Here is a 14,004-nt window from a genome sequence, read left to right as displayed (position 1 = left end):
AAAGAGCTGATTAAGTAATAGCTTGAGGCGGCACACCTTCATACGCATTTTGCAATAAAGTGCGCAGCCGTTCAAAGCTTACAGGCTCAGCATTATGAAACGAATTCTCCAACGTGATTTCAGCTGCTTTATCAATTTCAGCTTCACTGAAGCCCAAGTCCTTTAGGCCAAGTGGCAACCCTAATTTTTTCATTAAATCATATATTGCATCAGCGGCATTGTTTGCCCTCATTGCTTCGGCCAAACGTGCAGAACCTTCAGGTGTTGCTGCAGTATTATATGCAACAGAATGAGGTAGTATAACTGCATGTGTTTCAGCGTGCGGCATATTGAATGTGCCGCCCATTGTATGACAAATTTTATGATGAAGACTCGTTGCACCAGTACCAAGTGCTCCGCCTGCTAGGCATGCGCCGTATAGCGCTTTTGAACGTGCCTCCATGTCATCCGGCTTATCCATAATAACCGGCAAACTTTCATAGAGAGACCGCACTGCATCAACAGCTAAGCAAGATACGATTGGATTGACCTTATCCGTTGCAATATTAACAACTGCCTGTGCCATAGCGTTCAGGCCGCTTGCTGCAGCAAACTTGGGTGGCAGTGTTAAAGTCAGTTCAGGATCATAAAGAGTTAGTGTTGGAACTGCTTCATTGTCCCGGGCGGTAACCTTACGCCCCTCGTCTGTAATCGCCCAAATATTCGTCATTTCTGACCCTGCATAGCTGGTTGGAATGACTATATTTGGCAAATTCATTTGCACAGCGAGAGCTTTACCAAGCCCTGTGGTACTGCCTCCACCAAGCGCAACGGTACAATCTGCGCCCAACTCTCGCGCACGGACTGAGGCAGCAGTAACAGTTTGTTGCGGCACATGCATAACACACTGGTCAAACAAGCCAGCGGCACGGTCATCAAGCAAATCCAGAACGGTTTCCCCGCTATCGGTTTGATTAGGAGTGGTGAGAACGAGTGCTCGTTTCATACCAAGCTTGTCAAGCTCACCTGGTAAGCGCGCTAAAGCACCGGCACCGAAGACGATGTTCCATGGTAGTGTTTGATATTCAAATTCAATCATCTCAAGCCTCTCCAAAGTTGGCTACACTCTCGGCCACAACATCTGTTTTATATAACCAATCATAGCGAGCATCGAACCTTGAGGGTGATATACGCGATGTCCACCACATAGGTGCATAGGTCTTCAATTGTCCTAACAATGAGCGTTCATGGTTGCTATGCATACGGGCTCGGGCAGCATTCTGTACTTTTGATGTTCTAGGGTGACGCATTTCCTTGTACCGCAACAATGCCGCAGGAATATTTCCGCCTGCACGCGCAAGCGACTGGACGATAACCCACGCATCCTCGATACCCATCGCTGCACCTTGTGCTAAAAATGGCAACATTGGATGACAAGCGTCACCTATTAACGCAGCATTGCCATCCGTCCATTCAGGCATAGGATCGCGATCAAATAATGCCCAGCGAGTACAATCTTTAGCAGCATCAACCACGGCAGAAATCGGTTCGCACCACCCGCCAAAATCAGCTACAAAGTCCTGTTTGGGTCCTGGCTCTACCCAGCTTTCCTGCGTCCAGCCATCTCGTTCAACTGCGCCAACAAAGTTTAATGTTTTTCCGTCCCGCAACCAGTAAGTGACACAGTGTTTTTCAGGCCCAACCCATATACACATTGAATTGGGGATCAGGCGCTTTAATTCACTTGTAGCTGGTAACATCGCACGCCAAACAACATTTCCGGTAAAGCGCGGCTTTTCAGGCCCGAACATAGCTTCACGAAGCGTGGAATGGATGCCATCTGCACCGATAAGTACATCGCCCGCTACATAACTGCCATCTGCAAAACCAAGCTTTACACCATTTGCTGTGTTCTCATAGCCAGTGACCGACTTCCCAAGTTTTAGAGCGTCAGGTGCCTTTGCATTTAGTACATCGCCAAGCACATCTATAAAATCTGCCCTATGGACAAGATAATACGGTGCACCGTATTTTTGTGTAGCGTAAGTACCAAGCTTTGATCTGAAAATATTTTGATTAATCTGACCCAAACGCATTTCTTGATAGTCAGGTACAGAGGAAACTTTGGCAAGAGCATCACCAACACCAACTGCATTCATAACCCGCGCTGCATTTGGGCCGATTTGGATGCCCGCACCAATCTCAGATAATGCGTCAGCACGTTCAAATACCTGAACATTAAAACCAGCTTTTACACAAGCTAATGCTGCCGTTAGCCCTGCAATACCACCGCCTGCAATTAAAACTCTCAGCGTCATATACTTCCCCTGACCTTGATAGGCACTGCTTATAAAGCGATCATTACGGTTTTAGTTTCCATATATGCGCGGATACCGTCTTGCGCCTGTTCACGTCCAAGACCTGATTGCTTGTATCCACCAAATGGCAAAGCAGGGTCTACTTTTGCATTACAGTTACCCCATACTGTGCCTGCTTTAATGCTTGCGGCAAGTCGGTGCATTGTCGACAAATCTTTGGTCCAAACGCTTGCACTAAGGCCAAACGGTGTTGCGTTTGCTGCTTTAATCACTTCATCCAGATCGTCAAAGCGCTGCGCCACGAGAACAGGGCCAAAAATCTCTTCATCCACCACCTTCATACCCGGTGAAACGTCTGCCAGCACGGTGGGGCTGACATAATATCCATCAACTGATGGTGCGTCGCCGCCGGCCATAATGGAAGCACCATCTTTTTTGCCGCTATCAATATAGCTCATTACACGCCCAAACTGCTCGTCGGATACAAGTGGACCCATTCTACTATCTGGTGCCAGTGAAGGCCCCATTTTCCAGCCAGCGGCTTGACTGGAAACTCCTTCAACTACTTTGTCGAACACAGACCGATGGGCAAACAGACGTGAACCTGCAATGCAAATTTGGCCACTGTTAAAGAAAATTGAACCTGCAGAACCTTCTGCGGCAGCGGCGATATCAGCGTCAGGCATTACAATTAATGGCGCCTTTCCGCCTAACTCAAGCGTAACGCGCTTAAGCGTATCTGTAGCAGCACGATTAATCATTTTCCCGGTTTGCGTTGAGCCTGTGAACGCTACCTTGTCTACATCAGGGTGCCGTACGAGCTGATCTCCGCATGCTTCGCCGCGGCCAGTTATTATGTTCACAACACCAGCAGGTATACCTGCCTCGGCAATCAAGTCAGCTAAACGCAGTGCCGAAAGTGATGTTTGCTCAGCAGGCTTAAGCACCACTGTACAGCCAGCAGCAAGTGCGGGAGCAATCTTCATGACTGCCATAAACAATGGCAAGTTCCATGGTACAATCTGAGCTGCAACACCGATAGGTTCACGGCGAACATATGCGTGGAATGTGCCAGCTGGTGCCGCAAGCGGGTCTTGTGCATCGCCTGTCACCTTGGCAATCCAGCCCGCCATGTAACGCAAAATTTCCGCGCAGCGTGGTATGTCAAAACCGCGCGCTATTGTTAATGGCTTACCATTATCTACCGCTTCAAGCTCTGCCAGAGAGTCAGCGTTTTCATCTACAAGGTCAGCCAGTTTTAATAAGAACTTTTGACGTGCTGCAGGTGGCAGTTTTGTCCAGCGCCCATCATCAAAAGCACAGCGTGCTGCAGCTACGGCGCGATTAACATCTGTCTCACTTGCATCTACAATATGTGTGATAACCTTTGCCGTAGCGGGATCATAGACCGGCACCGTCTTATCATGACTGGATGCACACCACTCACCATCAACAAACAGTTGTGGCGCTTTATTTAAAACAGCTTGCAAACGTTCAGAGTAAGTCAGTTGCGGTGTAATAACTGTGGTCATCTTCTCTATTATCCTCTCAAGTGCAATGTTCGCGCACTCTCTACTTGCTGGCACCAAACCGAGCCAAAAACGTATCTGTCAGACGCGTCGCCTTCTCTTCCATCTCTTCGTCGCTCTTCTTCTCTGCCATACCGAAAAGGCTGGCGAGCAGATTGAGCTGCAACAAACCACCTAAAAAATCTTCGGTAGCAGCATCAATATCATCAATAATCAATTCGCCTCGTATAGTCGCCTGCGATAGATATTCATGTAAAACAGCGTAAGTTGGCTCTGGCGCGTTACGGAAATACAGTTCAGCAATACCAGGCTGGCGTGCTGCTTCCGCAATAACAATGCGCATAATGCTAATGTTTAGATCAGAGAAAACGCGCTTTTGACGATCCAATGCAAATGCAGACAATTCATCTCGAATATTGCCGTTTCTAACAGGGAAATCGAGGCTATTTGAAGCATGACCAAAATTACGAATTACTGCCGCAAAAAGCCCCTCCTTGTTCCGAAAGTGACTATAGATTGTTGATTTTGAGCCGCCAAGTACATCAACTATCGAGTCAACGCTGGTGCCTGCAAAACCATTCTTCAAAAACTGTTGCCGAGCAATTTTAATAATTTCATCGCGCTTGGCTTTTGCCCGCGTTTCTCGCTTTGGGCTATTTTTAGGCAATGTCTTTGCCTCACTAGCCTGAAAGGGCTTTTGTTCTTGCAAAACATTACCTATAGCAACTTCATCATCACCAAATTTTAGCCAAGTCGCAGTCATTTTCACTCACACAATCGCTGTTTAAATATGGATAGGGTTACCTTTTGGCACCGCGATATCTTATCCGTTTCATTAAAAAAATAACATGTTTTTAAAAACTGTACTGGACAGTACGGTACTGTGATTGTATGTCAAGTATAAATGCAGCCACAGCGACAATGCGCTGACGGTTAACCGGAGGGACATGTTATGGAAAATATTAAACCAGTATTAATCGTTGGAAGTGGACCAACAGGCCTTATTCTTGCTGCCGAACTCACCAGAAGGAACGTACCGTGCCGCATCATAGATCGCAAAGAGAGCCCAACCACCAGCTCTCGGGCGTTTACCATTCATGCGCGGACCCTGGAAATATTCGAGACGATGGGCATTGTTGACCGCTATCTCGACACAGGCATCAAAAGCTTCGGCTTTCTATTCAATTTTGAAGGCTTGGAAAAAAAGCCTGTACTTGATTTCCGTATCCTGCGCTCCCGCTACCCCTACATATTGGTCTATAGTCAGGCTGAAACCGAGCGTCTTCTTCGTGAACACCTCATCGAAGATCACAAGATTAAGATCGAATGGAATACTGAGCTTTCCAGCCTTGTCAAAAATGATGACAACACCTTACACGTGGAAATCAAAGACCGCGCAACAGGCGACATCACAACAATGGACCCTTCATATGTCATTGGCTGTGACGGCGTACATAGCTTTGTAAGGAAATCAATGGGCCTGCCTTTTGAAGGCGAAGCATATGAAGGCATGATCATGCAGATGATGGACACCAGCACAAAAGGTTACGACTGTGACCCTGACTGGATCCAGTATTTCATGAAAGATCAAAACTTCCTGCTAACCACCCCCTTACCGAACGGCAACCACAGAATCTTGATCAGCGACATGGGTGAAACCGCGAAAACTGAAGGATCCCGCGTTGAAGCTTATCAGGAAGTGATTGATGGGCACGGGTTGGACTTTAAAGTTGTTGAGCCTGAATGGGTCACACAGTGGGTCATCTGGAAACGCCTCGCCAACATATACCGTGAAGGCGATGTATTCTTATGCGGCGACAGTGCGCATGTACATTCACCCTCTGGTGGCCAGGGCATGAACAGCTGTATTCAGGATGCCTGGAATTTAGCCTGGAAACTAGCCATGGTATTACGCGGCGAGGCGCAACCTGCCCTGCTTGATACATATGAAGTTGAACGTAAGCCAATCGCACAACAAGTCATTGATGGCACAGACGCCATGCACGATATCATCATGGCACATGGGCGCGGCATGACAGAGCGCATGGCACTGACCGAAACACCGGGCTGGCAAACTTCTGTAACTGAACTGGTGGCAGGTATCTCATATACGTACCGCGATCATATGGAACATGTTGAAGGCTTGGTAGATTTATCGGACGGGCCAGCGGCAGGTGATCGTGCGCCTGACGTAAACCTATCAAGTGGCCGGCGCTTGTTTGAAGCATTCCAGCACACTGGCTACACACTTATTTTAATGCCGAGTGACAGTGACCAAGACAGCGCTAAGAAAATCAGTGATCAAGTTTCCGAACTATATAGCTCAAGTATCAAGTCAGAAATAATTGACGCAGAAAGCAGAGAGGCAGTCGCTGAAATATACGGCAGTGATAACAATGGGCGCATGTATCTGGTACGCCCAGACGGTTATATCGCATTTCGGTCGTCAATGAATGACGCAAAAGTATTGCATCAATATTTAGCCGATCACCTGATCGCAAAATAGTAAATTGATATAGCCCAACAAGACTTAGGAAAGAAGCATACTATGGGACAGATTTTAGTAACTGATTATAGCGGAACAGAACAAACACTGACTTATGATGACGGCGACAAGCTGATGGAAGTTCTGCGGGATAATGGTTTGGTTAGAGCGGAATGTGGCGGCATGCAGATATGCGCAACCTGTCATGTAATGCTATCCCCTGAAGCGTATCAAAAAACTGGCCCCGCAACAGATATTGAAGTTGAAATGCTCGACGGCACAGGAGACTATAAAGCAGACAGTTCGCGCCTTAGTTGCCTCATTAAGCTTGACGCCAACCATGATGGCATCAAGCTTGAGTTAGGGCCAGAACTATAAAAATGAGCGTTAACCATCGCGCTACTTTGGACCAGCAACAACCCGACAATCAGATGCGTTGGGGCACAGCTTAATAGCATCGGCCCCAACAAATATGCGCATCAAATCCGCACCAGCCTCAACCGGACCATCCCAAACAGCTTTCGTTTCAGCCAGCAAACGTTTATTCGATTGCGGCGCACTCAGGTAATGCGAATATACCGCCAACCGCGGTTGCGTAGCCTCCAATATCTGCCCCACTTCAGCTGCCTTCGTATGATGGTCAACAATTTTCTGCACTTGCTCAGCAGTATAGAGCGCGTTTAACCGTTCAATTAACAGTGGCGGGATAACTTCATGAATGATGACGTCAGCACCTTTGCCGTATACCATTAAATTATCTGTAGCCTTGGTGTCACCTGACAACATAACGCTATAGTCATTGTAATCGACCCGGTATCCATAAGCTGGTTTCGCACCGGCATGATCGACAAGAAAGGCCGTTACTTTCACACCGCCCTCGTCAAATACAAGCCCGCCATCAGTTGAATTTTCTATAATATTCAGCATCAATCCCTGTGTGTTTGGCGGGAAGCCTTCTAATACGCTGCGCGTATATATATCTGGCTGAAAAGCTGTTTTAATGCCATTCATAAAATGTGCTGTGCCCTTTGGACCGTATGCGTGAAACGTATCTGACCTTCCAAGTAACCAGCCATTCATATACAAGTCAGGGACACCAACCATATGATCAGAATGCATGTGTGTCAGAAAAAGATGATTTACGGTTTCGTATAATTCTGGACGGGACTGCATTAGCCGAATACCGCACCCACGACCACAATCGAAAACAAGAGCCTGGCCACCAGCTTCGATCAATGTTGATGCTCCAAATTGCGTAGCGCTTACAGGCGGCGTGCCTGTTCCCAGCAAAGTAATCGCTATTTCAGTAGTATCAGGGCGCAAAGTATCTTCCGCAACCGTGACGGATGAGAAGAACATCAATGTAAAAATGCAGCACAGCGCCTGCTTTACAGTGTCAAAATACTGCTTTTGGCAATCAGGTTTGGAAAACATAAGGTACCTTCTTAAGCGGAAAAGTCTCATATACGCACAGTTATGCGCATATCGCACGAAAATGCAATATTGCTGAATTCCCGTTTATTAGTGGGTAAATTTGTGCGGCTAGCGCACAACAGCGCTTGCAATCAATGCTAAAGACGTTATTTTCAAATCCATAGATTAAAGGAAATACTGTGACTGATACGCTGAATCAGGAAAAATCTGAATCAAAGAATTTCATCAATTCTATCGCACGTTGCTTTTCAGTTATTCGTAGTTTTGGCCCAAATCAAGAAGCCATGACATTATCCGAAGTTGCCGAGATTACAGGTTTAACGCGCGCAACAGCACGGCGTATACTCTTAACACTTGAAGCACTTGAATATGTAACACAAGACAGGCGACGTTTTCGCCTAACGGGTAAAGTTCTTGATCTGGGTTATGCCTTCTTATCGTCCAATCGGCTGCTTGAAACAGCACAAGCACACCTACAAACAGCCGGTCAACGCAGCGGCGAATCTGCTTCAATGTCGGTTCTTAGCGGCACTGAAATTATTGTTAACGCCAGAGTACCTAATGCACGGCTTGTTTCTTCAGCAATAAGTATCGGAACCCGCTTGCCTGCATACGCTACTGCCCCAGGCAGAACACTTATGGCACATCTTGATGATGATAAAATCGAAGCCACACTGGAAGCGTCTAAACTAACACTTTTCACACCGCACACCGTTACCCAGGTCAATGCACTCAAACAGATCCTTGCTCATGTGCGGAGCGAAGGGCATTGTTTTGTAAAAGACGAGCTTGAAGTTGATCTATCCGCGATTGCAGTGCCTATTTCAGATAGGGCCGGTAATGTTTTGGCAGCTATTAGTTTTGACGGGCCAACCACGCGGCTAAGTGACAAAACACAACAAGAAAAATACCTCGCTATTTTACTAGAAACATCGCGGAACATTACACGCGACCTACCAAACTAATTCTTCTTTTATCCAATTTATATATTCAACCCACGGTAAGCGTTTGTCGCTTTCGACTCTAGATGCTTGCGCACTTCTTTTGAAATTGATAATATACGCACATGTGTACGCATAGCGAACAATATGTTCGCACAGAGCACAATTTAAACTTACCAAGAACAAAGAGAGGGATGATTATGGGAAGTACAAACAACGGTGTTTCTTATCCAGATGTACCATTTAAATCGACCGGCATGCACCATATGGCGCTGGTTACACGCAATATGGATGAAACAGTTAAATTTTGGTCCGGTGTACTTGGTTGCAAAATGAGAGTAATGCTAAAGTTACCAGACCCAGACCCATATGCAGACAACACGTGGGGGGAACCGTTTGGAGACCTGTCCGGCAGTCGCCACTACTTCTTCGATATCGGTAACGGCGATTCCGTAGCTTTCTTTGATATTGGTGAACAAGAAGTTGTCCCCAACTCAATGCATTCTGGTTTTGCCCATCATGTGGCCATGGGTGTTGCGTCTCTCGAAGATCTGGAACGAGCCAAAGAACATCTGAATGCACACGGCATTGAAACATCCGAAGTTGTGGATCATTTGTTCTGTAAATCAGTATATTTCAACTCACCAGAAGGTCATTACCTTGAGTATGCTGTTCATACCGGCCCATGGGAAGGTGATGCACCGTTCATTCAGGATGTTGACCTTGTACCAAATGCGAAAAACATGATCGGGCAAGAAATGTTCGACAAGAACTTACGCGTTTATACGGCAGGCGTTTCAGATACATACGACGGTGTGGAAGGTTAAATAACGCCGTTTACGATTTTTAAATCCTGTATTGAGTAAAATAATCGGATCGATGTCAGTGTGTTGGAAGTGTGCACTGACATCTACGGAGCTTAAGCTCTTACTTCTCCGAAACACGTTCAGGGAGAGAACAATGATACAGTTACAAAATAAAACAGCTGGAAAATCCAGTTTTAGCGGGAAACTACGAAACTCTGCGAGTGCTATAGGACTTATAGCAATCTCATCTGCACCTGTATTCGCGCAAGACGAAGACGAGGATTTCTTTACACTTGAAGAAATCGTTGTAACCGCACAAAAGCGTGCCGAGAACATCCAAGATGTTCCGATCGCCGTTACAGCGCTGAGCTCCTCTGCGCTTGAAGTTACAGGCTTCGATAATCTTTTTGATCTATCAAGATTAAGTCCTTCGCTACAACTCAGTAATTTTGGACCAATCGCCTTTGTCACATTACGCGGCATTGGTAATGAAAACACCACAGCTGGCGGCGACCCCAGCGTAGCCTTGCACTATGATGGTGTATATATTGGACGACCATCTGGCACACTGTTTACTGCGTTTGATAGTGAACGAGTCGAAGTTCTACGTGGTCCTCAAGGTACATTGTATGGTCGTAACGCCACTGGTGGTTCAATCAATTACATTACAAAAAAACCAACGCAGGAAACTACGTTTGAAGGCGACCTAACCTACGGTGATTATGATCGTAAACGCGTCAGGCTGGCAGCTAATTTACCTGTAAATGATGTCGTTTCCACACGCGTTGTTGGTTTTTGGGAAGACCGCGATGGTTTTACAGAAAACACATTTGCTGGTGGACGTAATGCCAATGATGCAGACAATTGGGGTCTTCGCGGCCATCTGCTTTATGATGCAGGTGAAGGCTTTAGTGCATTGATCTCTGCTACTTATATAGAAAGTGGCGGTGTAGGCAGCGCCCCGGAACTACGTGAGCCATTTCCTGGCTCCACCACAGGCCAGAACATTGCTGGCCCGCCAATCCCGGGCACCAACAACTATATTGTTAACGGCACGCCTCTCGTAAATGATTTGCGACCATTCGTAGAAAGTGAAAATACTGATCAGTCACAAGACAGTGAATTTCTGGTTTTATCTGCAACGCTTGAATATGACTTTGAGAGTGTAACCCTAAAAGCAATTACCGGTTATGTTGAGTCTAGCTACGACTCTCTAACTGATCAGGATTATTCTCCTTTGCCGCTTGCGGAACTAAGACTGCAGGAAACATCAGAAGCATTCTCGCAGGAAATTCAGCTGCTATCCAATAATGATGGCCCGTTTAACTGGATTTTAGGTGGTTTCTATTTCCATGAAGACGCAACACGTCAATCACAGTTCTTTGGTAGTCGCTATGATATCATTGCTGCCGGTGCAAGCGCTGCAACAGGCCTCAATATCCCAAGCGGATTTGATGTTGGCGGCGATATTACGTCTGAATCGTATGCTTTCTTCTATCAGGCCACGTACGAGGTAAATGACCGTCTGGCTTTGACAGGTGGTATTCGCTATACGAATGATACGAAAGACGGCGTTAACCGCGGCTTCCAGTTCGCCTTCCCTTATGAAGGTGATGTAAATGCTGATTTTGACAGGGTCACTTACCGCGTTGCTGCTGATTATGATGTGTCTGACGATGTACTATTATACGCCAGCTTCTCTACAGGCTACAAGTCAGGTGGCATTAACCAGGTATCAATTCCAGCGCTGACCAATCCGGTTTTTGCCCCTGAAACAGTAGAAGCACTTGAGGTTGGCCTAAAGTCTCAACTGCTTGATCGTCGTTTGCAGTTCAATACATCAGTGTACCGCAATAAATATAACGATCTACAGTTTCAGGTTTTCGGACTGTCCGGCCCTGAAGCATTTAATGCAGACGGTGCAACCGTTCAAGGTTTTGAAATTGAGGTTGTAGCTCTACCTGCCGAATGGCTCCAGTTTGATGGCTCTCTTGGCTATACTGATGCAACATTTGACGATCAAATAGTGCAAGGCCAGCAACTGGGTGGCAACCGCGTGCAACGAACGCCTGAATTTACCTATAATGCTGGTGCTACTGCAAGCTGGGATCTTGAAGACGGCAATGGCAGCATGCGTTTGCGGGCTGAAATAAACCATACCGGCAGCATTTTCTATACAGCCTTTAACAGGAATGGCGGTTTCAACGATCCGGGTGGATCTGACTTTGCTGAAGGGTATACCAACGCAAACTTCCGCCTATTTTGGTACAGTGAAGATAGTCGCTATTCACTAGAGGCATATCTGACCAATGCATTCAACACTGTACAAATAGGTAACGTTTTCCGCGATATTGGGTTCCTTGACATCCCTGGCGGCGGCGGCCCTGAAAACATCACATACAAACCACCGCGGCAGTTTGGTGTGACATTTGGCTTTAACTTCTAAAAGTTAAAGCTTTACACAGAGATCGAAAAACCCGTCTTCTGGCGGGTTTTTTTATTACGTCACATTAAAATTAGAAGCTTATGGCTTTCATAAGCAGCAATAAAATATATGCCTTTGTCAATGCGTGGACTTTATCTTCCCTACCAACCAATAACGTTCTATTATTTCATCAACACCTAGGTACTAATTTAGGTCGAATAATCACATGGCTCACGGTATCAGATAAGAATAATGCAACAATCACAACAACAACTCATGCATATGCTCAATCAAGGCGCACAAGCGCTAAACAGTGGTGATGCATACACAGCAGAAAAAAATTTTCTCAATGTGCTTAAATACGTTCCTAACGAGCCAAATGCATTATTTCTACTCGGAGGAGTCAGGAAACAAAATGGAGATATGGAAGACGCAAAAAAACTGATGCTAAAAGCGTTAGATGCTCACCCCAATCCGGCTCAAGTACATAATAGTTTAGGGAATATTTATCGAGAAACCGGGGAAACCTCAGACGCAGTATCCTCATATAATGCTGCAATCAAATGTGACCCTGAATATGCAGAAGCATTTTTTAACCGTGGGCTGATGCATCATGCCGATGAAAAGTATGCTGATGCCGCAAAAACCATCGAAACGGCTTTATCAAAATCCCCGAGAAACCCTTCATTCATGAACGCACTGGGCACGTCTTACAAAGAACTGTCACGCATGGATGATGCTGAAAGAATGTTCAAGTCTGCAATAAGCCTGCAGCCCAATTATGTCAAAGCGCTGAATAACCTAGGTGCACTGTTACGCAAACAATACCGCTTTGAAGAAGCCATCGAGTTTCTTCAAAAAGCTATCCAGATTGCGCCAAAGGTTGTGGAACCACGCTTTATTCTTGCAAACATATATTATGAGCTAGGCGATTTCACACAGGCCGATGAGGCATATAGAACGATCATTGCAATTCAACCTGATTTCCAAGATGCACACGAATCTCTCAACCGGCTTTATTGGGAACACGGCAAAACAGACCTTTATGGTAAATCATATATTGTCGGCATTAAAGCGTGCCCACACACAGTAGAGCTATGTGAGAAACATTTGCTGGCACTGGAGAATGTTGGACGCATTGAAGAGGCGCTGGATTATGCAAAAGTATACTTGGACACTTTCCCCTCGCATGCCGGGCTACACCAAAAGGCAGCGAGACTTTATGCTTTTAATGGCAATGCAGATACTGCAAACGATTTCTATAAATCAGCCATAGACCTTGACCCTGACAGCCCATCAATACGCATGGATGCAAGCAAACATATGCTGCAAACTGGAGAGTTTGAAAAAGCCTTAACAGAGCTATCGGTTGCGGAAAACTTTGAGCCAGACAACCAACGTTTGTGGGCATATCGTGGCTTATGTTGGCGTATGTTAGGTGACGAGAGGCACGAATGGCTCAACAGTTATAACACATATATTAGACCAGCCATGATTGAGGCACCTAAAGGCTTTTCCAATAATACTGAATTCCTGCAGGCATTAAAGGCAGACCTTAAAAAATACCACACCACAATCCAGGCACCTGTTGACCAGACCTTACATGGCGGCTCTCAAACACACGGGATGCTATTTGATAGACCTGACACAACAATTCATCAATTAAAGCAAGCCCTGCTAAAGCCTATAAACGCATATATTAATGCACTTCCCGGTAAGGATAGTCGCCATCCATTGCTGCGCAGAAACACTGGCGTCGCAGACTTTGCAACATCATGGTCCGTTTGGCTGAAAGACGGCGGGTTTCACGTAAACCATGTTCACACCATGGGCTGGGTCAGTTCGTCGTTCTATATAGACGTTCCGCGCAATAGCACTGAACAAGACACTCAGCACGAAGGATGGATAAAGTTTGGCGAAAGCGGACTTATGCTTGGTGGAGACGATCTGCCGGTAAAATATATTAAGCCGGAACCTGGAATGTTAGTGCTGTTTCCATCTTATATGTGGCACGGGACAATAGCACACCGTCAACCTGCAAATCGCATAACTGCGCCGTTTGATCTTTTACCTGTTTGACTTTGTGC

The 14,004-nt window shown here is 46.1% G+C and carries 11 protein-coding genes; 6 read left to right on the top strand and 5 right to left on the bottom strand.

The genetic code is table 11. The annotated features are described in order from the left end of the window. Nucleotides 1-10 precede the first annotated feature (10 nt). The 4 genes from OEU88_RS13240 to OEU88_RS13225 are packed head-to-tail and all read right to left on the bottom strand — an operon-like array spanning nucleotide 11 to nucleotide 4,589. Nucleotides 11-1,078: a maleylacetate reductase gene (locus OEU88_RS13240; protein ID WP_262695675.1), complete on the bottom strand. Its 1,068-nt coding sequence runs from the start codon at nucleotides 1,076-1,078 to the stop codon at nucleotides 11-13. 1 nt (nucleotide 1,079) lies between these two features. Next, on the bottom strand, nucleotides 1,080-2,297 hold the full coding sequence (locus tag OEU88_RS13235; protein ID WP_262695674.1) for an FAD-dependent monooxygenase: 1,218 nt from the start codon (nucleotides 2,295-2,297) through the stop codon (nucleotides 1,080-1,082). A gap of 29 nt (nucleotides 2,298-2,326) precedes the next feature. Continuing rightward, entirely contained in the window at nucleotides 2,327-3,829 is a 1,503-nt protein-coding gene (locus OEU88_RS13230) for an aldehyde dehydrogenase family protein (protein WP_262695673.1), read from the bottom strand. A 40-nt stretch (nucleotides 3,830-3,869) separates the two neighbouring features. Beyond that, nucleotides 3,870-4,589, bottom strand: coding sequence for a TetR/AcrR family transcriptional regulator (locus OEU88_RS13225; protein ID WP_262695672.1), 720 nt, complete (start codon nucleotides 4,587-4,589; stop codon nucleotides 3,870-3,872). 189 nt (nucleotides 4,590-4,778) lie between these two features. Here OEU88_RS13225 and OEU88_RS13220 point away from each other — a divergent pair, with 189 nt between their 5' ends. Beyond that, on the top strand, nucleotides 4,779-6,332 hold the full coding sequence (locus OEU88_RS13220) for an FAD-dependent monooxygenase (RefSeq protein ID WP_262695671.1): 1,554 nt from the start codon (nucleotides 4,779-4,781) through the stop codon (nucleotides 6,330-6,332). Between the two features lie 42 nt (nucleotides 6,333-6,374). Then, nucleotides 6,375-6,689 (top strand): 2Fe-2S iron-sulfur cluster-binding protein, encoded by a 315-nt coding sequence (locus OEU88_RS13215; RefSeq protein WP_262695670.1) that lies wholly within the window; start codon nucleotides 6,375-6,377, stop codon nucleotides 6,687-6,689. Nucleotides 6,690-6,710: 21 nt separating this feature from the next. Here the strand turns inward: OEU88_RS13215 and OEU88_RS13210 are convergent, their stop codons facing one another. Next, a complete protein-coding gene (locus tag OEU88_RS13210) occupies nucleotides 6,711-7,745 on the bottom strand; it encodes an MBL fold metallo-hydrolase (RefSeq protein WP_262695669.1) in 1,035 nt (344 codons plus the stop codon). Between the two features lie 179 nt (nucleotides 7,746-7,924). Between OEU88_RS13210 and OEU88_RS13205 the strand changes: the two genes are divergently transcribed. The 4 genes from OEU88_RS13205 to OEU88_RS13190 all read left to right on the top strand — a co-directional run bounded on the left by OEU88_RS13205 (nucleotide 7,925) and on the right by OEU88_RS13190 (nucleotide 13,996). Then, nucleotides 7,925-8,710: an IclR family transcriptional regulator domain-containing protein gene (locus OEU88_RS13205; RefSeq protein ID WP_262695668.1), complete on the top strand. Its 786-nt coding sequence runs from the start codon at nucleotides 7,925-7,927 to the stop codon at nucleotides 8,708-8,710. Between the two features lie 176 nt (nucleotides 8,711-8,886). Continuing rightward, entirely contained in the window at nucleotides 8,887-9,513 is a 627-nt protein-coding gene (locus OEU88_RS13200) for a VOC family protein (protein ID WP_262695667.1), read from the top strand. Nucleotides 9,514-9,646: 133 nt separating this feature from the next. After that, a complete protein-coding gene (locus OEU88_RS13195) occupies nucleotides 9,647-11,938 on the top strand; it encodes a TonB-dependent receptor (RefSeq protein ID WP_262695666.1) in 2,292 nt (763 codons plus the stop codon). A gap of 231 nt (nucleotides 11,939-12,169) precedes the next feature. Then, on the top strand, nucleotides 12,170-13,996 hold the full coding sequence (locus tag OEU88_RS13190; protein ID WP_262695665.1) for a tetratricopeptide repeat protein: 1,827 nt from the start codon (nucleotides 12,170-12,172) through the stop codon (nucleotides 13,994-13,996). The last annotated feature ends 8 nt before the right edge of the window (nucleotides 13,997-14,004 follow it).

It is taken from the genome of Kordiimonas aquimaris (genome assembly GCF_025574485.1).
In the GTDB taxonomy this organism is placed as follows: domain Bacteria; phylum Pseudomonadota; class Alphaproteobacteria; order Sphingomonadales; family Kordiimonadaceae; genus Kordiimonas; species Kordiimonas aquimaris.
The sequence above is the reverse complement of the archived record's forward strand: the minus strand, read 5'-3'. Positions and strand labels throughout refer to the sequence as shown.